The organism is Sulfurospirillum sp. UCH001 (assembly GCF_001548035.1).
GTDB lineage: Bacteria > Campylobacterota > Campylobacteria > Campylobacterales > Sulfurospirillaceae > Sulfurospirillum.
In genome coordinates this window covers 284,402-306,264 of sequence record NZ_AP014723.1, presented here as the reverse complement: position 1 = coordinate 306,264, position 21,863 = coordinate 284,402, and the positions used below count along the sequence as shown (strand labels likewise).

General features: G+C 38.6%; 19 protein-coding genes. 4 read left to right on the top strand and 15 right to left on the bottom strand.

The features are described from left to right. Nucleotides 1–2 precede the first annotated feature (2 nt). On the bottom strand, nt 3–452 hold the full coding sequence (locus UCH001_RS01550; protein WP_067173390.1) for a hypothetical protein: 450 nt from the start codon (nt 450–452) through the stop codon (nt 3–5). A gap of 298 nt (nt 453–750) precedes the next feature. Here UCH001_RS01550 and UCH001_RS01545 point away from each other — a divergent pair, with 298 nt between their 5' ends. Next, the gene (locus UCH001_RS01545) at nt 751–2,016 is read left to right on the top strand and encodes a coproporphyrinogen III oxidase family protein (protein WP_067173387.1); all 1,266 of its coding nucleotides are present in this window, start codon (nt 751–753) and stop codon (nt 2,014–2,016) included. Here UCH001_RS01545 and UCH001_RS01540 read toward each other — a convergent pair. The 13 genes from UCH001_RS01540 to UCH001_RS01480 all read right to left on the bottom strand — a co-directional run bounded on the left by UCH001_RS01540 (nt 2,006) and on the right by UCH001_RS01480 (nt 18,607). After that, nucleotides 2,006–2,854, bottom strand: coding sequence for a cache domain-containing protein (locus UCH001_RS01540; RefSeq protein WP_067173383.1), 849 nt, complete (start codon nt 2,852–2,854; stop codon nt 2,006–2,008). The genes UCH001_RS01545 and UCH001_RS01540 overlap by 11 nt on opposite strands. Then, entirely contained in the window at nt 2,851–4,032 is a 1,182-nt protein-coding gene (locus UCH001_RS01535) for a cell wall metabolism sensor histidine kinase WalK (protein WP_067173380.1), read from the bottom strand. Before UCH001_RS01535 ends, UCH001_RS01540 begins: the two co-directional genes overlap by 4 nt. After that, complete coding sequence (locus UCH001_RS01530) at nt 4,019–4,687, bottom strand: response regulator transcription factor (protein WP_067173377.1); 669 nt, start codon at nt 4,685–4,687, stop codon at nt 4,019–4,021. Before UCH001_RS01530 ends, UCH001_RS01535 begins: the two co-directional genes overlap by 14 nt. 10 nt (nt 4,688–4,697) lie before the next feature. Further along, entirely contained in the window at nt 4,698–5,666 is a 969-nt protein-coding gene (nrfD, locus tag UCH001_RS01525; protein ID WP_067173375.1) for an NrfD/PsrC family molybdoenzyme membrane anchor subunit, read from the bottom strand. Then, a complete protein-coding gene (locus UCH001_RS01520; protein ID WP_067173372.1) occupies nt 5,663–6,229 on the bottom strand; it encodes a 4Fe-4S dicluster domain-containing protein in 567 nt (188 codons plus the stop codon). Before UCH001_RS01520 ends, nrfD (UCH001_RS01525) begins: the two co-directional genes overlap by 4 nt. A gap of 9 nt (nt 6,230–6,238) precedes the next feature. Further along, a complete protein-coding gene (gene phsA, locus UCH001_RS01515) occupies nt 6,239–8,524 on the bottom strand; it encodes a thiosulfate reductase PhsA (protein WP_067173353.1) in 2,286 nt (761 codons plus the stop codon). Between the two features lie 45 nt (nt 8,525–8,569). Beyond that, nucleotides 8,570–11,371, bottom strand: coding sequence for an EAL domain-containing protein (locus UCH001_RS01510; RefSeq protein WP_067173350.1), 2,802 nt, complete (start codon nt 11,369–11,371; stop codon nt 8,570–8,572). Between the two features lie 157 nt (nt 11,372–11,528). Continuing rightward, complete coding sequence (gene nrfD, locus UCH001_RS01505; protein WP_067173346.1) at nt 11,529–12,482, bottom strand: NrfD/PsrC family molybdoenzyme membrane anchor subunit; 954 nt, start codon at nt 12,480–12,482, stop codon at nt 11,529–11,531. Beyond that, entirely contained in the window at nt 12,479–13,054 is a 576-nt protein-coding gene (locus UCH001_RS01500) for a 4Fe-4S dicluster domain-containing protein (protein ID WP_067173345.1), read from the bottom strand. The genes nrfD (UCH001_RS01505) and UCH001_RS01500 overlap by 4 nt, the downstream gene beginning before the upstream one ends. 10 nt (nt 13,055–13,064) lie before the next feature. After that, nucleotides 13,065–15,365: a thiosulfate reductase PhsA gene (gene phsA / locus UCH001_RS01495; protein ID WP_067173343.1), complete on the bottom strand. Its 2,301-nt coding sequence runs from the start codon at nt 15,363–15,365 to the stop codon at nt 13,065–13,067. Nucleotides 15,366–15,452: 87 nt separating this feature from the next. Next, entirely contained in the window at nt 15,453–17,093 is a 1,641-nt protein-coding gene (locus UCH001_RS01490; RefSeq protein WP_231963948.1) for a TIGR01212 family radical SAM protein, read from the bottom strand. Between the two features lie 29 nt (nt 17,094–17,122). Continuing rightward, nucleotides 17,123–17,470 (bottom strand): nitrous oxide-stimulated promoter family protein, encoded by a 348-nt coding sequence (locus tag UCH001_RS01485; protein ID WP_067173338.1) that lies wholly within the window; start codon nt 17,468–17,470, stop codon nt 17,123–17,125. A 132-nt stretch (nt 17,471–17,602) separates the two neighbouring features. Beyond that, complete coding sequence (locus UCH001_RS01480) at nt 17,603–18,607, bottom strand: c-type cytochrome (protein WP_067173335.1); 1,005 nt, start codon at nt 18,605–18,607, stop codon at nt 17,603–17,605. 176 nt (nt 18,608–18,783) lie between these two features. Between UCH001_RS01480 and UCH001_RS01475 the strand changes: the two genes are divergently transcribed. The 3 genes from UCH001_RS01475 to UCH001_RS01465 are packed head-to-tail and all read left to right on the top strand — an operon-like array spanning nt 18,784 to nt 21,501. Next, the gene (locus UCH001_RS01475) at nt 18,784–19,680 is read left to right on the top strand and encodes a cache domain-containing protein (RefSeq protein WP_067173331.1); all 897 of its coding nucleotides are present in this window, start codon (nt 18,784–18,786) and stop codon (nt 19,678–19,680) included. Next, complete coding sequence (locus UCH001_RS01470; protein ID WP_067173328.1) at nt 19,677–20,336, top strand: response regulator transcription factor; 660 nt, start codon at nt 19,677–19,679, stop codon at nt 20,334–20,336. The genes UCH001_RS01475 and UCH001_RS01470 overlap by 4 nt, the downstream gene beginning before the upstream one ends. Next, on the top strand, nt 20,326–21,501 hold the full coding sequence (locus tag UCH001_RS01465; protein ID WP_067173325.1) for a cell wall metabolism sensor histidine kinase WalK: 1,176 nt from the start codon (nt 20,326–20,328) through the stop codon (nt 21,499–21,501). Before UCH001_RS01470 ends, UCH001_RS01465 begins: the two co-directional genes overlap by 11 nt. On the opposite strand, the gene UCH001_RS01460 is transcribed toward UCH001_RS01465, so the two are convergent. After that, nucleotides 21,496–21,711: a cold-shock protein gene (locus tag UCH001_RS01460; protein WP_025343528.1), complete on the bottom strand. Its 216-nt coding sequence runs from the start codon at nt 21,709–21,711 to the stop codon at nt 21,496–21,498. The two genes, UCH001_RS01465 and UCH001_RS01460, sit on opposite strands and share 6 nt — an antisense overlap. Nucleotides 21,712–21,863 lie beyond the last annotated feature (152 nt).

The window sequence follows — 21,863 nt, the reverse complement described above, 5'->3', positions numbered from 1 at the left end:
TCTCAATGTCCTTTTTTACCGTGTTCTTTGTTACCATTACCATGATCACGATCATCGCGTCTATCATCAAAGTCGTACATATCATGTCCACCTTTAAGGGCTTTAAACTCACGTGAACCTGGCTTAATTCCCAAATCCTGAGCTAGTGCACCCCAACCCTTACTCTTTTTACCTTGATACTGTTTTAAAACATATTCTGGTGGTCTTCCGGAAAGCTCTGCTAAGCGTAAAACCATATATGCATCTGCTGGAGCTCCTACACTTTTTAAAATAAGACTCAGTTGTGTCTCAGGTGTTCTAAAACGAGAAGCAAGTCCTGATTTGTAACCATAAGGGTCAGAATCGGAGCGAAGGTTCAGACTGGCCATCCAATCAAAATCTGCCGCAATAAGAGCAGATCCACTAAAAACCAGCATACTCGCTGCCACGAGTAACATTTTTTTGAGTTGCATTATTTTCTCCTTTTTGATTTCAGAGCATTTTTTATTTTATACGTATTATAGTTAAAAATGTGAATGGATCGTGAAAATCCTTCCCCTCATTTCCTCCTTTTTTCTCTGTACTATTCCTACGTTGTTGATGTGTGTAACCGTTTGTTTACATAAAAATTACGCTCGTCAGCCTATAATGCTCTTGAAAATTTTTAAAGGAACCGTTTATGACAAAACATCATTGTAATATCATAGTTAATGTCACGAAGAATCATTATAATACAATCCAATTTGGTAAGAAAAGTAAATAAGGGTTAGTATGCGATTCTCTCAAGCGAAAATTATTACCAGTGCGACAAGCTATTTTATGAACCAATACACAAAGCACTATCTGCATGTAGAGAAACCTTCTTTGGGGTTACCTCCTCCCCCTGAAGCGAAAAAGTACCTATTGTATATCCATGTGCCATTTTGTACGATGTTTTGCCCTTACTGTTCCTTTAATAAATTTACCTACACCAAAGAAGCAGCTACAAAGTATTACCTCCATTTACGTGATGAGATTTTACATGTCAAAGAGTTGGGGTACGACTTTAACTATTTAGTCATTGGTGGCGGTACACCTTTGATCGATGAAGAAGAGCTGATAGAAACGATCGAGTTTGTTAAAAAACTCTTCTCCATCGAACATGTCTCGTGTGAAACTGATCCTAACCATATCCAAAAAGAGACCGTCACAAGACTCAAAGGATTAGTAGATCGTCTCTCAGTAGGCGTGCAAACGTTTGATGATACGCTTTTAAAGAAATTAGGGCGTCATGAAAAGTTTGGCTCAGGTGAAGAGGTGTATGAGAAGATTAACTCCATGCTAGGAATCTTGCCCATTACTAGCGTGGATCTTATCTTCAATTTTCCGACCCAAACAAAAGAGGGCTTAATACGTGATCTGGACACACTTAAAAAGCTCAGTCCAGAACAAACCAGTGTTTATCCTTTGATGACCTCATCTTTGGTTAAAAATAGTGTTAAAAAAACACTGGGCGAATTTAGCCTAGAGAATGAATTTAATTTTTTTGGACTTATTAAAGAATCTCTCAAAGATGCCTATCCATCACGTCATGGCTGGTCTTTTTCTAAAGAGAGCGAAGTGATTATTGATGAGTATATCATTGACAATGAAGAGTATGTTGGGGTGGGTTCTGGTTCATTTAGTTTCCTCAAAGACACACTCTATCTCAATGAATTTGCACTGGATAACTACTCTACGCTCATTGAAAAGAGACGCTCCGCTGTTACAAAAGAGCGAACATTTCCTGCCAATTCACGTATGTATTATCGTTTGATGGTCGATCTTTTCAATGGAAAGCTCTCTAAAAAGAAATTTACCGCTATGTTCGGAGAAAACATTAATGATACGCTTAATAAAGAGTTGGTGCTCTTAAAATTTGCCAAAGCAATCAAAGAGCACAAAGAGAACATCACCACAACAGAATTTGGGGATTATCTCTTTTTAGTCATGATGAAAGAGTTTTACATGGGAATGGATCGCATTCGTAATGAAGCGCGTAAAAACCTCACCCTTTAAACGATGCTAAAGAGAGGCTTTCACTCCATGTAAGCACAAAAAAGCCTATATGCTCCCCATTGATATCGACAATGGGGGTATAAAGCACATAATAATCACCTCGTTTGAGATACCCAGTGCCTTGAAAATTGATCTCTTTGATAAATCCTAAGCCATTCACCTCTTGATTGACAATCGTATAGTTATCAAGCATCAGGTTCTCACTATACGTGGCTGCATTTGCGATAGGTCGATACTCATTCTTCATGAGTACATAAAGCTCTACGCCATCTTTTTTAAAGTATTCATTGAGATCTTTAAAATCAACAACCGTTTCAATCGTACCGATGTAATCACCTTTAGCAAATACAGGAGCAATCGCACGCATAAACATACCGTGTCTTCCTATCTCTATGCCATGGGTTGGCTGTTTGTTTTGTTTAATTTTCTCTAGCGCATGGCGAAACGTACTTAGATCATCATTGGTCTGATTGCTATAATCCCAAAGGCGCATGAAACTTTTAAAATCTTTGGTATGTAAATGCAAACGTGCATTTTCAAAAATATTGGCTTGTGCCATACTGTTGCGAATTCCAAGTAAATACTGCAAACAGTGTTCTCTCTCCTGTTGACTTAAGCAAGCGATCACATGGGGACTTTTTGCCAAAATAACAGAACTTGCAAGCGAAACCTTTGTTGTCTCTTCAATTTTGTTGTGTAGTGTCAGTAAAAGTGCATCCATCTGCTTTTTAAGTGTCTCTTCCTCTTCATACGAGATAGACTTGTTATATAAAAAGAGCATCAAAAGCCCAAAAAAGAGCATCACTGCCGCACTTAAAAAAAACCTTTTTTCTTTCATCTTTCGCCCTTTGTTACGTCATCATCCACACTGTCTAAAAGTTTCTTTTTATCCAGCCTAAAAATATAGGTAAAACACGATCCCTTGTTCTCATACGATTCGATATTGATGTCAATGTCATTTTTATTGCAAATATTTTGTACGATATTAAGTCCCAAACCAAAACCGCCTTGGACCGAATCTTCGCGCTCAAAACGTTGAAAAACCTTATAGAGGTCTTTAATCCCTTGTCCATAATCTTGAAAACTCAAAATACAATGATCTTCATCTTTGAGATACAGTTTTATCTCGACTTTACCTTGAAAGAAAGAGTATTTGATCGCATTGGAAAGCGTGTTATCGATAATGCGCTGAAGTTCAACTTTACTCATATAAATCATCATATTTTCCGCCACGCTGTGCTCTAACGTAATCGATTTTGAAATGGAGATATCTTCAAAAAACGCAATGCGCTGATTTAAATACTCCGAGAGGTTGATAGGCTCCTTATTGTACGTCACCTTTTTATGCTTGATGTAGTACTCCACATCTTCATACGTCATCTGCATCTGTTTTGTAGCCGCTTTTATACGTTGCAAATGCTTTGAAGAATTAACATAATGCGAGAGTAACTCAACGTTGATGTTAATAACACCCAGTGGTGTTTTAAGCTCGTGCATAGAGTCATTAAAAAAGTCATTCATATAGCGCTGCATCTTTTTATACGGATAAATACTGGAATGAATAAACACGTTACTCATAAGATAAATTAAAAAAAGTACGATAAAAAAGAGCATCGTGGTAATAAAAATAATCTTGGCATAATTGAGTTGCAATTCAACCACGAGGTAGAGAAGTTCGCGCTCTTTTTTAATCTCTTTTTGATAATACAAAAAAGGATACACCACGCGTACTTTAAAGGTAAAATCACTTAGAGGTTCTGTTATACCCTTATACAAAAGCTGATGTGTCGCATCGTAGATATTGATTCTAAAACGTACACTTCTTGGAATCTCAAAATGCTCTTTTTCGAAAATGCTCTTTTCATGGGCATCGACCCACTCTAAAATTTCTTGTGTTGCTTTGTATTTTTCTTCCATAATCGTACTTTGAATTGCAAAGTAACTGGGCACACAAAAGAGTGCCATGACGATGAGTGTATAGACAAGAACAGAGCGAAAAGGATTAGGAGACAACATCGATGCGATACCCTAAGCCACGAGAGGATTTAATAAACTCTTCGTCACCTACTTTCAGCCTGATTTTTCGTATATACATACGAATATCCGCGTAACTGATCTCTTTACCTTCCCACACATTTTCACGAATAAGCTCAATGTCGCAAAACGTGTTTTTACGGCGAATCAGAAAACGCACCAAATCAAGCTCTTTTGAGGTCAGAACAACACTCTTTTCCTCTTTTTTGAGCTCGCCTGATTCAAAATTAAAGACAAATCCACACCCAAGTTTAAATTCACCCGCACTGCTCGTTTGATAATGTTTTTTAATCAACTCTTTTACACGCAGTTCCAACTCTTTAAGTTCAAAAGGTTTTTTAAGATAATCATTACATCCAAGCTCATAGCCAATAGCGATGTTATCGATATCCACTAAAGAGGTAGTGATGATAATGGGCGTAGTAATGTTCGCCTCTTTAATGTACTTAATCAGTTCATGCCCACTCAGTTTTGGTACTTTGACATCGAGTAAAAAGAGATAGTAACATTTTTGCATAATGGCGTCTAACGCACTCTCTCCATCAAAAAAGGCATCGACTTCATACCCTAAAAGCTCTAAGTACTCCTTAATGCTTTCGTTGTAGTTGTAGTCATCTTCTAAGAGCAAAATCTTCATACCTTTTTCCTTAACCAAGATAAATTTGTCCTGCGTAAATGATGTAATAACGAAGCATCAATACGCCTAAAATAACCACCATAGAGTTAATCACAACATACCCTACACGGTACACATGACTGCGAAGAGCAATAATAACTGTCAGTAAAGGAAGTCCTAGTCCCACGCCAATAACTCCTAACCAAAAAATACCTGCCCAAAAACCTTGCGTAAGTGCCATCTTAGCCGCATTAGGCGCATCGCCACCTGCATAAAAGAGACCAATGAAAAAGAGCCCTAAAAGAGGAAGCTCTGTTAAAATAACTCTGGTATCTAGGACTAAAAGATACTTGATACTCTCTGTGTTAATTGTACTTTTAAAAAAGAGCAGTCCAATGAGAATGTTCACAGCCACACCCGAAGAGAGGCTTGAGGTTAAAAATACAATAGGCAAAAGTGGACTGTTCCACAAAGGAATGGCATAGAGTGCTGAGAGTAAAAAGCCTGTGTAAGAGCCTATACAAAGCGCTGCGCCAAAAAGAAAATACTCAATAATCTTCGCATACGAGTGAAAACTTTTCACAAGAGCAATCAAGCTCTCCAATGGAGCTAAAAAAGGATGTTTAATGACACTACGCTCAAAAACCAACAACATAAAAACCATCACTATAGGCGTATAAATCAGCAAAAAGAGTACACCCAAACTCATCACAGAAGTGATGTTATAGCGAATGAGTAACCAGTAAAACGAAAGCGGTCGCCCCAAGTCAACTACCAAGAGTAGTAACCCTAAAAAGATGGCTGTTGGCGCTACGACGGCACCTGCTTTAATCATCGCATCCCAAATAGAGGAGTTACTGCGTTCATGGCGATTCCACTTTACTAAAAGCGCTACGATGATAGAACCTGAACTAAGCCCTGCCAAAAAGAGGTAGATCGCAATTGCCCACGACCAATGAACCATCTCATATTGTTCTACACTTCCCCACATAGGACTCATGATTTTATACCCTTACGATTAGGGATGAACGCCACTTTCGGCTTTGTTCCAAGGTGTGCTTTTGGAAAAACAAGTACCTCTTTCTGTGATTTTTGATGCACTAAAGACTCTTTTTGACGCATATCACCAAAACTCAGTGCATCGGTTGGACACGTACTCACACAAGCAGGTAACAGCTCTTTTGAAACCCTTGTTTCATAACAAAACGTGCATTTCTCCACCACATTTTTCAGAGGATTAATAAAACGCGCATGGTAAGGACAGGCTAAAATACAGTACTTACACGATATGCACGATTTCTCATCGATGTGCACCAAACCGTCTTTGCTCTGAAAGGAGGCATTGGTCGGACACACGCTCACACACGGAGGATTCTCACACATAACACACGAGTGTCTCTCATACTGCATCCCAAGATTAGGAAATACACCAAGTGTTTTCATGTGTACTTGTACTCTATAGACATTATCTGGAACACTATTTTCCATACGACAGGCAACGCTACACGCCTGACACCCGATACAGAGGTTTTCATCATACAGCAGTCGGTACTGTTTTTGCATGCGCCCTCCTTATGCCTTCACGATGTTCACACCAACATTGGTGATCATCGCTCCACAGAGTGTTGCACTCTCCAAAGAGAGCAGTTTGGAAGGATTGGTTCCTTTAGCATGTGTACGCTTCAATGCTGGTGCATCGCGTCCAAATCCCATATAAGCAAACAAGGTATCAGGGCGAATCCCTTCCGTAATAAACACCGTTGCCTTCTCTTTAGAAATAGCGTTTTGAAGATAAAATGTATCGCCCATTTTCAAACCATGTGCTTTAGCTGTATTTGGATGCATCCAGATGGGATTTGAGGAAAGTAACATGTTAAGATAAGGAATATTTTGCGTATGACCATTGGTATGCACTGCACTTTTCCCACTGGTAAGAACATAAGGGTAACCTTGGGTTACGTCCATATCCACGGCTCTTGGTACACCATATCCTTTAAATGCTTTTTCAATCTCAGCAGAGAAAATCTCAATCTTTCCAGAAGGGGTTTTCAAGGAGTGCAGCATATGACTAAAAAGACCTTGCGTATCTTTTAAAAGGTGACTTTTAGGGTAACGTTCACAAAAACGCTCTACGGAAGAGGAACACCGTGCTAAAAGAGGAGGCACATCAAAGGAAGCAACGCCTCGCATCAGCAATGTTTGTAAAAGCTCAGCATCGCCCTTGGCTTGAAACGCTCGTAACTCTGTGATGTTTTTCCATGCATAGTGGCTTCCAAAACCCATGCGTTCAGCGAGGTCACGAATGATTTCTATAAGATTTTTAGTATGATTTATGGGCTGAACGATGCGGTTACGCATTGCATATACAGGCGATTTAAAGGAATATTTACTAATGCCCTCATCACGCTCTAAGTAAGTAGCCTCAGGTAAAACGACATCTGCCATCATTGCCGTATCGGAAAGATAAACATCATTCACGACGATAAATTCTAATTGCTCCATCGCCTCTTTCATCTTTTGAGGATACGCTACGGTCACCAATGGATTGTGTCTGGTTAAAAACCATCCTTTAATGGCATACGGCTTTTGAGACAGTATCGCATCAGGAATGGCTTGAAGAATACCGTGTGAGCGAGAAATAAAACGATGCTCTCCTTCTTCGCCTGCACCATCAAGGCGAGGTTCATTAATACGTGGTCTAGGATAAGGATCGCTCAGTTCAGGAACAACCTTTTCACAAGCAAGAGTATTGATACGCTCGGCTGTCTTGGCAAAAAAGATTCCGCCCTCTTTTTCGACATTTCCCATCAAAATATTGGCAATTAAAATAGCGCGTGTTCTCTGAAATTCCGCCTTTGTGGTCGTTGCTTTATGACCCCAGTCAATAATACACCGAGGGGCTGCTGCATACATTTCTGCCGCTATACGTTCTACAACTTTTGCATCAATACCCGTAAGCGTTTGCTGCCATTGAGGCGTTGCCTCTTTTATCGCATCTGAAAGCTGATCAAAACCAATGGTATATTCATCAACAAATCGTTTATCATATTTACCATCCCTAATCCACACATGTAGCAACGAAAGGATAAACGCTAAATCACTTCCTGCTTTAATAGGATGCCACTCATCCGCCTTTGAAGCGATAATGGAAAAGCGAGGATCACATACAACTAATTTTTTAGAAGGATTGGCAGAGAAATGTGCCATTGCTTTGGTAAGCGGAATATCCAAACCTTCAAAAAGGTTATGTCCAAAGTTGAGGATGTAAGTACTGTTTTCAAAATCACGGTATAGCTTTTCACCAAACGTATGGGCAAAAGCACTTTCAATTGCAATCGGACAGGAACTCCAGTGTGAAAAAATATTGGGTGAACCATAAGCTGAAGCAAAAGAGCGCAAAAGATCGTACTGTTCCCCTGTTTTAGCTGAGAAGATGACACTGCGAGCACCATAGCGCTCTTTCAATGCAGAAAACTTTCTGGAAATCAAACTGAGCGCTTCATCCCAGCTCGCTTCTCTCCACTTATTTTCACCACGTTTTCCCACGCGAATCAGTGGTGTAACCAGCCTTTGAGGATCATAAAGCTGCGAAGCACCCGCAACCCCTTTAGCACACAAAGAGGTCCCCATCTCTTTGGCAAAAGAATTGCCTTGAATGAGAACGGTTTTTCCATTGACAACGCGAGCTTCCATAGGGCAACGACTACTGCACATCTCACACACAGAGCGGATAAATTTATCTTCTCCCTTAAGCGCTACATCTCCCAATGCACCCAAGCTTCCAGGTATTAAAACAGAGGCAGATACACCTGTTGTTGCTATCTTTAGGAAATCTCTTCGCGCTTGAAGATATGCCATACTCCACCCTTCTTTAGTTTACTCTTATTGTATGATAATTTGACTTTAAAGTGGAATAATAGGGCTTGGTTTACTAAACAAATAACCCTGAGAGTAATCAACACCAAGACTTTGAAGTTTCTCTTGCACACTCATGCGATCTACAAATTCTGCAACAATTCCATAACCCATTTTTTTGGCAAATAAGATAATCGTCTCAACAGTCATCGCACTGGTTTCATTCGTATCTATATCTTTAATGAGTGATCCATCGATCTTAATAAAATCAACTTCAAGCTTTACCAAATATGCAAAATTGGAGTACCCCGTACCAAAGTCATCAATAGCAATACGGCATCCAAGCTTTTTGACTTCACGAATAAACGAAGTAATCTCTCCAAAATTTTCAATGCCTTCAGACTCAACAATCTCTAAAATCACACGATGTGCGCACTGATATTTTTTGATATTTTCATACAAACACTCTTTGACCGAAGATGAGAGAATATCGCCCTTTGTGAGGTTAATAGAAAAATCAACCTCAAAATCTTTAAGATATTCAAACGACTTGTGAATCATCATTTTTGTCAATTTTTCATAAAGCCGTGTTTTTTTTGCTTGATCTAAAAAGTAATAAGGACTTAGGTAACTGCCATCTTCTTCTTGAAGTCGCATCAATACTTCATACTTCGTAATCTTATGGAGTTTGTTGTCATAAATACCCTGAAAGAAAGGAACAATACGATCATTTTCAATAGCAGCTCTAATTTTTTGAATAACTTGGAGATTTTGGCGTGTTTTCGCTTTCAAAGATTCATTAATTTCATAAAACATGACTGCTTGATTGTGCGTTTTTGCTTCTTTTAACGCCACATGCGATTGCATATAGATCTCATCTGATTTTCCCTCAGCAACACCCACATTAATTCTTACAACGACTTCATACCCTTTGATGGTAAAGACTTTTTTCTCAAGATTGTGGATCATCCGCTTGATTTTATCTCGAAAATTCCGAAACATTTTTTGATCGTCTTCGACCATTAATACGGCAAATTCATCCCCATTAATACGGTAAACCACATCAGCATGATCATCGAACATATGCATTAAAAAATTAGCAATTTGTTTTAAAAGCTCATCACCAATATCGTAGCCTAAGTAATCATTAATCTCTGAAAACCCTAAAAGATTAATCAGTACTAAAAGTTTTGCACGTTTATCTAAGCGGAGTCTATAAAAGAGCGCTTCACGGTTACCAAAGCCTGTTAACTCATCTTTAAAATGCTGTTCAATAATCTGCTCTTTTAAAATCAAATCCGTTATGTTGATACTACTGGTAATATACTCTACAATGTCACCTTTTTCATCTAAAAAAGGCATCAACGTACTTTTAATATAAAAGACCTCTTGCTTTGGATTGATACAGTGTAAAACACCCCTCCAAATCTCTTTTCTTTGTAAGGTACTCCAAAGGTCATTATACGTTGCTATCTCTGAATTAGGATGGCGAAATTGACTGTGTTTCGTGCCTAAAATCTCCTCTTTACGTAATCCAGTCACTTGACAAAAAGCATCATTCACGTAAGTAATGTTTCCACGAATATCCATTTTTGACACAATGGTACTTTCATCTAAAATCATCTTATACTGATTGAGAAAATTGACATTGACATCAAGCTCGTGCTGGGTCGTGTTCACAAGATGCGTGAGAGACTTGAGCGTAGAACAGTTGACTTCGGGTTTTTCACCCAAAGAGTGGGAAATAATATAGTCTGATTCGCTCAGTGCCAAAACTGTTGTTGTAACATTGAGCAGTTGATTTTTATGTTGTGAATGGAAAAACTCCCCATAGGTAAAAAAACCTGTTGTTGGAGCAATTTGTTGTAAAAGTCCCAATTCATAGTTAAGCTGTTTTTGTAAAAAGCGTTTACGCACAGCACAAGAATAGACAAAAATAGCCTCAACAGGCTTTTCATTGATTCTCTCTTGTATTAAAACAGCTTTATCCATAATCTCTTCGACATTACCAATGGCAAAACGTACTTTTTCACCTTCATTCAAATGTCCTGCAAACAAAAGAGAACCATCTTCATTAGCACCAATTAATGAACGGCACACCTCAATATCATCACACGTTTTAACAAAAGGAAATTCCATCGCACTACTTGGAAGATTGTGCAATACATCTTCGCCTAAATAGTGTTTGTAAACCTCTTGGATTGGTTGATGCTCGATTTCATAGACGATTCCTCTATCAGCCTTCGTGATGGTAAGCGCTTTACTAATTTGAGTCCATCCCAAGGAGTAATCATTATTGACATGCAAGGTTTTTCCACTAAGAGCCGCAATGACTACACCCTTCTCATAAATCTGATCTTCACAGATAATAAACGCTTTCTCAAATAAAAAATCATCAGCAGCGTTACCACCAGCAATAGGGATATCTGATCTGACGCTATTAAACCCTTCTATAAAATTTTCACTATCATCGTTGGCAAAAGGGTGCGCAAAAGCAATACATACTTTTGTATCCTTTTCGATAACAAAAGACGCGGCACGCTTTCCACTCTCTTCATTAACATCAGGAAAATAAGAAACGTTGGCAACACTTCTTTCAAACTGACAAAAACTGATTTGGATGCTTCCTGTTTTTATACGACCTGATTTGATTTCTCCCGCTGTACTTGCACCAATAATAGCGCAATGAGGAAAGGTTTTTTTCAAGAAATGGAGTATTTTTGTAATTTTTAATTGATCCGTATCGCCACAAAAAAGCTGAATAAACAAATGATCATTAGGCTTAAAATAGGTTCTTGAAAAATGTTCTAATGCTTCAAGTGTTTCGTAGCTATAGTTAATCAGCTTCACCCTAGTGCCTTATCTTTTAAAGATTATTTACAAATTTATCTAATATTTACCTAATAGTACTTATTTTTATAAGAAGATTATTCTATCATAATATTCACGTTTTGCATATTGAGAAGAAAAAAGAAGAAACTCCCTCAAAAGAGGGAGTTGTGAAAGCTTATCCAACGAATGTTTGACCTGCATAAAGAATATAATATCGAAGTGCTAGAACTCCTACTAAAACGATCAGGGCATTGAAGATAACAAAGCCATGTGAATGTTTCACTCCATGAGGCAGTGCGAAGTTAAGTCCTATTGGCAACAACAATCCTAATCCAATCACACCAACCCAAAGAAGTGTTGAAAGACCACCACTGCTAAGCGCTGCACTTGCAACATGCGCTGTAGTTCCACCTTGATACATCATGCCCACAAAGAGGATGAAAAGGAAGAAAAGCTCTGCAAAAATCACTTTAACATCAAGACCATGCAAGTAGCTTACATTGCCCTCTGCTGTAGAGTTTTTAAAGAAAAGAAGTCCTACTACCAAGTTTGCTGAAATACCCGCAGATACACCAGATGCCAAGAAAAGTGCCGGCAAGATAGGTGTATTGAGTAGTGGATAACTGTTCATTGCTGAGAGTAAGAAACCTGTATACGCACCTACACCTACCGCTAAAATCAATGTAATACTCTCAATCAGTTTTGCTTTTGAAAGTGCAAAATCTGCAAACGGTGCTAAGAATGCCAATGGTCCACTCTGAGTAAGCTCTTTTTTAAAGACACCAAGGAAAAAGAGTATCACCACTGGGAAATAAGCAAAAAGCGCTAAAACACCCAGTGTCATTACGGAACCAAAGTTATAATGAATCAACAATTTCCAAAAATGAAGTGGACGTGTTAAGTCAAAAATCAAAAGAAAAAGACCCACACCGATGGTGATAGGTGCCAAAATAGCGCCTGCTTTAATAATGCCATCACTCAAAGAAGCATCATTCCCTTTCATCCACTTAACTACAATTGCTGAAATAATTGCTCCTGCAGAAAGACCTGCTAAGAAAAGATAGACAGCAATTGGCCAATGCCATACAACGGTGTTATATTGTTCCATAGAACCCCATAGCTGATTCATGACTCGATCCCTCCTCTTCTATTAGGCACGATAAAGAGTTTTGGATTTGTTCCTAAAGACTCTTTATTGCGTACAGTAACTTTTGTTGAAAGTACTTTATTGAGTGCACTTTTTGGATCATTAAGATCACCAAAAATGAGTGCATCGGTTGGACACACTGTGACACACGCTGGCTCTTCACCTCTTTTAAGACGTGTCTCTTTACAAAAATCACATTTACCTGGTGCTTTTGTCACAGGATCTACATAACGTGCTTGGTAAGGACATGCTGCAACGCAGTACAAACATCCTACACATAAATCGACATCCACACTCACGATACCATTTTCATCTTTGTGCGATGCTTTTGTTGGGCAAACAGAGACGCATGGTGTGTTCTCACACTGTACGCATGATTGACGATGATAGGTATATTTTAATGTACCATTTGGGAGTTGCTCAGGACCTTTAATACGTACTTGCAAACGATATACACTCTCTGGTACCTTATTTTCTGAACGACATGCAATACTACACGCCTGACAACCAATACAGAGGTTGTCATCATGAATCATTCCATATTTTTTTGGCATTTTATTCCCCTTACGCTTTTCTTACTTTAACGCCTGAGGTATGTAAGTTCATACCAACAACGGGTGAAGTAAAGTGTGGCAACAATGTTCCACTATTAACACCTTTTCCATAAGCTCTTTTCAATCCTTTGGAAATGTGTCCAAAACCAAAGTAGGCAAATACAGTATCTTTACGAATACCCACTGTTAAAAGTGCTTCACCAATCTGCTTGCCATATTTATTTGCAAGCTCAATTTTGTCACCATTTTTAATACCCAGTTTATTTGCAGTCTCCGTATGAATCCATACCGCATTTGTTGGCATCGCATTGTTTAGCCAAAGTATGTTGCCTGTATGTCCATTGGTATGAAGCGCTGTTTTTCCTTGAATAAAGAAAAGCTCATCATCTTCTTTCAACTTAACAGGTCTAAATGAAATAGATCCTCTTCCAGCAGTTTTTTCTAACTTCGCATCAAAGAGTTGGATCTTTTTACTTGGCGTTTTTAGCTCAAAAAATGGTGCATCGATATATCCTTCTTCCGTAACTAACGTCTCAGCAGCTGGGTATTTTGCAACGAAATCTGCTACACTTTTTTTATCGCGAAGGAGTAATGGAACACCCACACTTGCCAATCCATTTTTCTTAAGTTCAAACATCAATTCTGGGAAATCTGCAGCTTGTGCCATACGAATATCATCCATATCTTTATACGGGAAGTACTCACCAAAGCCCATTTTTGTGGCTAACTCTTTAAAAACCATCCAATATGGTTTTGTATCACCAATGGGTTCAACTACTTTTTGACGAACTTGATACGTTGGATTTTTTCCTCCACCCGCTACAAACTCTTCATCACGCTCTAAGTAAGTTGATTCTGGCAGTACGATGTCAGCAAACCATGCTGTATCTGACATGTAAATATCCATTACAGCAACAAAGTCTAGTTTTTTGAGTGCTTGTACCACTTTGTCTGTGTTGGTAATCGTCATAACAGGGTTGGAACGCGTCATTACCCAACCTTTTAGTTGATACGGCACACCATCTACAGCAGCGTCAAGGATTTTTTGATAAATACCACGTTTTTTAGAGATATATCCAAACTCACTGTCAGGCAAATCAATACCGTCTATACGTTTAAATTCAGACTTTTTAAACTCAGGTATTTTAAACTTTTTAAATACAGGTGCCACTTTTTCACCTGCAAGTTTGTTATACATCGAAGCACCCTTGTTAAAGTAGTAGCCACCTGGTTTTTCGATGTTTCCAATTAAAACGTTTGCAATAACAATGGCACGGCGCAATTCAATCTCTTCTGGAGTATAAGTTACACGATGACCATAATCAATCATCGCAGCAGGTGCTGCTTTGGCATACTCATGAGCGATACGTTTAATGTCTTTTGCACTAATATCACACTCTTTCTCAGCCCATTCAGGAGTATATGTTGCTACAGAAGCTTTGAGTTCATCAAAACCTTCGCAGTATTTCTCAACAAACTTTTTATCATAGAGATTCTCAGTGATTAAAACATTGATAAGCGCTAAAATAAAGGCAACATCACTACCTGGTCGTACAGGATGCCACTCGGTTGCTTTAGAAGAGAGAACAGAATAGCGAGGATCGAGTGAGATAAGTTTACACCCTGCTTCAACAGCTTCGCTAATGGCCCTTGCATAAGAGATAACGATACCTTCGTACACATTGTGACCTAGGTTAATCATATACTTACATTTTCCAAAATCACGACTAACACCACTTGTCCCAAAAACAGTTTCAAGCGCAACGCCGTATGCTAAAGGACAGGTCGTTCCATGATCAAAGGTATTGGGTGAGCCATATCCGCCTGCAAAGTTACACAAATAGTCTGTTTCCCAACCACCTTTCGCCGAAAATGCAACGGTATGAGCACCATATTTTTCTTTAATCTCACCTAATTTTTGAGCAATGAAAGTGTATGCCTCGTCCCAACTGACTTCTTTCCACTTTCCTTCGCCTCTCTCACCTACACGCATAAGCGGTTTAACAATACGTTGTGGATCATAGAGCTGATTGAAGCCTGAACCACCCCTTGCACAAACACGTCCGCCTGTACCTTTTGACTTTGGATTACCGCGAATAAACACACCCTCTTTATTTTCAACGCGTGCTTCTATAGGACAGCGTGTACTGCACATTTCGCAAACACTGGCTGTAAACTTAGCACTGCCAACTAATGCCTTTTGTTCGGGTTCAAGCGCACCTAAAAGACCAGGGACACTTGACATACCCGCGGCGGCTGCAGCAGTTGAAGAGAGCTTTAGAAAGCTTCTTCGATTAAGCATTTGAGTCATCTTTCATCCTTTTCTAAGATTTCTATAGTGACCATCTTAGAAAAGGTATGTAAATTTTATGTAAATTTTGCGTTTACTTTGAGGTTATTAAGACGATTTTTGATGCAGTGTTTCAATTTGTTTATCGCTGTATATACCATAAGGGTCGCGATAAGGCTCTTTAGCAGGTAAAATAGATGACGAAGAAAGTCTTGCTATTATACCCTTTATATCGCTCTTTTCATCGTTCACGATACACACATCAAAGCCCGCTAGCATCAGTCCATCGTGCACTGCTTGTAGTGAAGTGGAAGCCACTAAAATACCATCTGATTTTAAGAGTTTTTGTACTATTTTGAAAAAATCAAACGTGACTAAAGAAGCGTTATTACTCTCCATAAAAGGATCAAGAAAAATCACATCAAACGATTCTTTCAAAAGTGTTACTCCATAACGCGCTTCTACGTTTAAAAATGCAATGTTTGCAAATGTATTTTCATATACATTGTTGTTAAAGAGTGCCTCTAAAAGTATGGCATGAGAAGCATTGGGAACAATGCTCATACTTTGCTGTAAAAGCATACGATCTTGATCCATTGCTTTTATATATAGTGTATTTTGCGCTAAACTTTGAGCCATCTCTGACGCACAAAATGTGTTGTATCCCATGCCAAAGCCAATATCTAAAAGTTTTACATCACCCTTTTTAAGGCGATTTTTGAGGTCTGATTTTTCGATAAAAAGCTCTTTTGCTTGTCTATATGCACCCGATTTTGGATGATAATAATCATGGTACCGTTTATTCCATAATGTGACACTACCATCTTCTAATAAAATGTGAGCGTCTGTTTTTGGAGAATATGAGATGCAAGGATACATCGTCAAATCTCCTTGTGCAATACCACGATAACGCATACTCTGAGTCACATACTCCCCAAACTGCCCTTTTGCCATATGCCATTTAGGAGCAACCAGTTCTTCGTCTGGTGTATCAGTCGCAAGACGTAAAATAGGGATATGCGAAGGAATAGTGCGTAGCAGCTCCATAAGCGCTTCGGCGTATTCGTATTCATTCAAAAGAGCAAAAGGATTTTTGGCATACTCATGTGCTAAGTCAGTATTGTGAATGATGTGAAGGTTGTGAAATTTTATACCATCAATGCCTGCATCAACCAAACCTTGCACGCTCTCTTTCCACATAGCAGGCGTTTCGTTGGGTAAGCCGATAATAAGATGTGCATAGACTTTTAAACCATACGCATGCAAACGCTTAATGGCTTCAAGAGAACACGCTGAGTTGTGTCCTCGGTTCATTCGTACTAAACTTTCATCGTGCAGGCTTTGAACACCTAATTCCACCACAACATCTATTTTTTGACTCAGTTCACGCAAATATTCCAAAGTTCCTGATGTAAGACAATCAGGGCGTGTTCCGATATGAAAGGCATCAAACGCATAAAGGCTTAAGAGTTTTTCATATGCCTCTTTTTGTTTGAGGAGTGATGCGAAAGTTCCAGTATAGGCTTGAATGTAAAGCGCGAACGAAGAGGCTTTGTAGCGTCTTTTTGCAAAAAAGAGTGCTTTTTGTATCTGCTCTTCCACGTTTTTAGCATCTGCAATTTGAGCCGCACGAGCGCCATGTTCTGGGCAAAAGGAGCACCCACCGTTACCATCTTTTTCACGGTTGGGACAGCCAAATTCTAAATTAACGGGAATACTAAAAAGTGCTTTGCCATACACATGTTGCATATGTGCTTTATGGCTAAGATAGGGAAGCATTACTTAGAAAAGAGTTTGCGTAATTTTGTGAGACCTAGTTGCATTCCGCTAAACATCATCACTTTAGCCATTTTTTTCCACATCGGCTTTTCATAACAAGGGGCAGGACATTTACGGCAACTCGGTTTATGTTCATGCGGACAATTTTTAAGTCTGCCATACGCATAGATAAAGAGTGTTTCGCACTCTTCACAGATATGATACGGCAATTCACACAGTGCCTCTTCTTTGAAACTAACTTCTAATACACCTTTCTTTTTAGGAACATCGTGATGTTTTTTATCACAATGCAATTGAATAAAACGGTGCAAAGTTTGCGTGTCTGAAAGAAGTTTTTCTTTATTCATTAAGACTCTTTTTGGATTTTTATAACCGTATTATAAAGAAATAGTCTAAACATAAAGTCATGACGTAGAAGAAATGAAGATTTTTAAAGAAGTGACATTATGTGGCAGAGTATCTCTGCCACATATTAGCGATTATTGCTCTTTTTTTGCAGGAATAATAATGCCTTGATACGGGCCAAACTTGTGTTGGTGACGATTTTTACCATCATCGTATGGTCCAACATCACTATCAGGAACTTTTACTTTAAGATCAGGAAAATCTTTTTCACGGTTTGCTTTCACATCACGCGGTTTATCATAGTTGTTGATATACGCAGCAACGTTATACGCTTGTTCATCGGTTAAAATACGATTTTTATTGTCAGCACCCAAAGGCATATTGGCTGCAATCCAGTCAGCAGCGCGAATGACTCTATACATACCCGCACCTGTGTTGTAAGTGTCTTTTCCCCAAAGTGGTGGGAACTCATAGCCATTAGCTTTACCTTCACGCTTTACACCTTCACCATTTACACCATGACATGAAGCACAAAACTCTTTGTAAACTTTTTCGCCTTTGATAGGATCAGCGGCTTGAGTCATAATCATCTTACGATTGACCTGTGGGAACTCAGCACCTTCTACTTTTGCACCCACTGGAATACCTTGCGCCAACCAGTACATATACGTGACGATAGCACGCATCTCTTTACCGTCTTCAGGCAGAGGCTTACCATTCATACTACGTTCCATACAACCATTGACACGCCCTTCGATGCTTCCGATGGTTTCATCACGGTTGCGGTATTGCGGAAAGTTAGGAAACGTTGCCATAAAAGGACCAGACCATTTTTTAGTCCCTGCTTCTTGGTGACAGGATGAACAGGCAAGATTGTTTCCCGCATAACGCATTTTAGGATTAGCCGCTTCAGGACCAATATATTTATACGTTTCATTCACCAGTGCTTTACCATAACGCACAGTATCACCAAAAAGGTTGTTAGGAATAGTGCTCTCATCAGGCGCTTTCCAATCTTTCACAACTACTGGTTTGAATCCTTTGTCTGAACGCTTAGCTAATTCTGCCGTATCTAGTGCAAAAAGCCCGCTTGCACATGATGCAATAAGTGCAAAACGCACTATTGAATCCAATTTCATAATGCCTCCTTAAAATAATTTCTAGCATTATCATACGCATCTTGTGTCAATTTATCGTCAATTTTTCCTCTTCACTTTTAAGGTATAATTTTTTAATAGGTTTATAAAAAAGTGAAGGAGCTCTCATCAAAAATTTTCGTGTATTTGCTCTTCTTATCGGACTTTTTTGCATTGCGATGCTCACACTTGGCTTTTTAATTTATCGCGCCAACCACAATCTCTATATTGAAGATGCTAAAAATAGTGTAGAGAGTGTACTCGGTCTTACGCAAGAGTTAATTGCACATGAAAAACAACTTGCCCTCAGTATCGCTTTGATCCTTTCAGAAAATGAAGCCCTAAAAATGGGCTATGTTAAAAATGATCGTAAAAAACTTTACGAAACTTTACAAAGCGAAATTCCAAAACTGAAAAAATACCTTCAAATCGAAAATCTTGAAGTTCAACTGCATACAAAAGATGCCAAAGCGTATGTTCGCAGTTGGGATTTTGAAGATTATGGTGATGACCTCTCCACGTTTCGCAAAGGTATTACGCTACTTCAACAATCTAAAAAACCTTTGGTATCGATTGAACTAGGGAAACGCCTCAATATCAAAGCGCTTTGTCCTATTTTTGAGAAAAATGAATTTGTTGGTTCATTAGAAGTCATCATCAACTTTGATGAAGTGGCTCAAAAACTGAGTGCCAAAAAAATTAATTTTGTTATTTTGATGGATAAAGCCTTGTTAGATATAGGGGAATGGATGAAAGAACTCCCACAAATTGATGGATATGTTATTGTGAGAAATAACTGTTCTGTTGGTTGTGTCAATTCATTTATGTCCGTTGCTTCGGCATCCATTATGCAACAAGGTTTTGCGCGCTCCAACGGTGCTCTTTTTGGTTTTACGCCACTCTTTGACATTGAAGCAAAACAAGTAGGATACATCGGTATATGGTTTGGAGAGTCCCTCCTCAAAGAGTCTTTACTCCTGCGCGCCTCACTCGCTCCTCATAGTGCACCGTTGCATGTCAAAACCTTAGAGCCTGCCATAGAAAGTTCTACACCACAAGAGGTACTCATTCGATGAAAATTTTACTCTTAGAAGATGACTATACCTATAATGAGAGCATTAAAGAGTCTCTTGAAGAGATGGGCTACGAAGTAGATGCCTTTGACGATGGGCTTCTCGCCTTAGATGCACTCTTTGACAAGCAGTATCATCTGGCTCTTTTGGATATTAGGGTTCCGCATATGGATGGTTATGAAATTTTAAAAGAAATTCGCAAAGCCAAACTGGATCTTCCCATTATCTTTATTACCTCACTCACGGACATTAACAACCTTTCATTGGGGTATGAGCTAGGATGCAATGACTATTTGCGGAAGCCTTTTTCTCTTAAAGAGCTTCAATACCGTGTCTCACAAACACTCAAAAGTTACCATTTTCACTCCACACTGGATGTCATTTCTCTGCCATGTGGCTTCTCTTACCATAGCGATGATCAGAGTCTTTGGTTTGAAAATATGCAAATCAATTTAAGTAAGTATGAGCAAAAATTGCTCTTTGTATTGGTAAAAAATAGAGGCAATTATATCTCCACAGAACTCATCCATGAATACGTTTGGGAAGGTAAAGAGGTGGGAGATAATGACATTCGTATGCTGATTAAAAAACTACGGGACAAAACCGATAAAGACTTTATCATCACTGCCAAAGGGATAGGATACAAAATTGAAAAGTGAGACTAAAAACGCGTTTATCTTTGCCATTATTCTTACCTTTTTAACGCTTTTATTGGTTTCATTCCCTATTTTAAATTATCTCTCTGTCTCACTTCGCCTTAGCCAAGTTAACCAAGAAGTACAATTACGCAGCTATGCCAAGGAGATTGAAACATCTATTCAAGGTATTTTACCGCTTCAAAAAACATTTTTATTTCCACGCTCTATTATCTTCAAAAGTGCGCTTTTAGATGCGAACAATCACATTATTTTTTCTTTGATTGATGAACCTATCCCAACCTTTAGCGATGAATTTGCCAAAAATGATGCATCACTCTTTTACAAATACCCGCTTGCTCCCAATATTCTGCATGCCAAATTTTTAGTGGTACAAAAAGAGATATCCCATTCACAAGTGATTTTTGATGTTTTGGTGATTATTGGTGTGGTGTTACTGGGTATGCTCATTTTTTCGTATCTTCTTCTCAAACTTTTACTCAAGCCTTACATTGAGACATCAACACGTATGAATCTCTTTTTCACCGATGTTATGCATGAGCTTAAAACGCCTCTTGGCATTATGCAACTCAATATTGAGGGCTTAGTTAAAAAGTATAAAGATAAACGTCTTAGTCGAACTTTAGCAGCACTTTCAACGCTTTCAACACTCTATGATGATCTTGAATACCTCATCAAAAACAAGACAATTACCTATTCGACAGAAATACTTAATTTTTCACTCTTTTTAGAAGATAGGATCGCCTATTTTGAAGCACTGAGCTCTTCAAAAGAAATCACCATTCTCTCTACCATAGAACCAGAGCACTTTGTGCGTATCAATCGCATTGAATTACAACGCATTATTGACAATAACATCACCAATGCGATTAAATATTCTCCACCACAAACAATTATTGAAGTCTCGTTACATACGAAAGATAACGGTTTATGTTTTCGTGTAAAAGATCACGGTGTTGGCATAAAAGAGATCAACAAAATCTTTGAGCGTCACTACAGAGGCGATATCTATAAAGGTGGTTTTGGAATTGGGCTGAGCATTGTAAAAAGTATTTGCGATAAATATAGCATTGTGATTGAAGTACAATCAGAAGAGAAAAAAGGAAGTGAATTTAACTATTGGTTTAAAGAAGAAGTGGAGGAGAAAATCTCCCCCGAAGTATTATAGTGCTGTTACGTTCTCAGCTTGAGGACCTTTTGGACCTTCGCCTAATTCATAAGTAACTTTTTGGCCTTCTGCCAAAGAAACACGACCATAACCTGATCTATTTACTTGACGAAAGTGTACGAATACATCTTTTCCGCCGTCATTTGGTTGGATAAAACCAAAACCTTTTTCGTTGTTAAACCATTTAACGGTTCCCTCTAATAAAGCCATCTAATGCTCCTGTTATAAAATCGAAAAGTAGAAAATTGAGTATTTTGGGAGTATTTAGGATGCTAACTAAAGGTCACGTATCACAAAACTACCAAAGATGAACTCGAACCTCATCTTTCTGGAAAAATAGTGTATCCAATTTTTAAAAATAA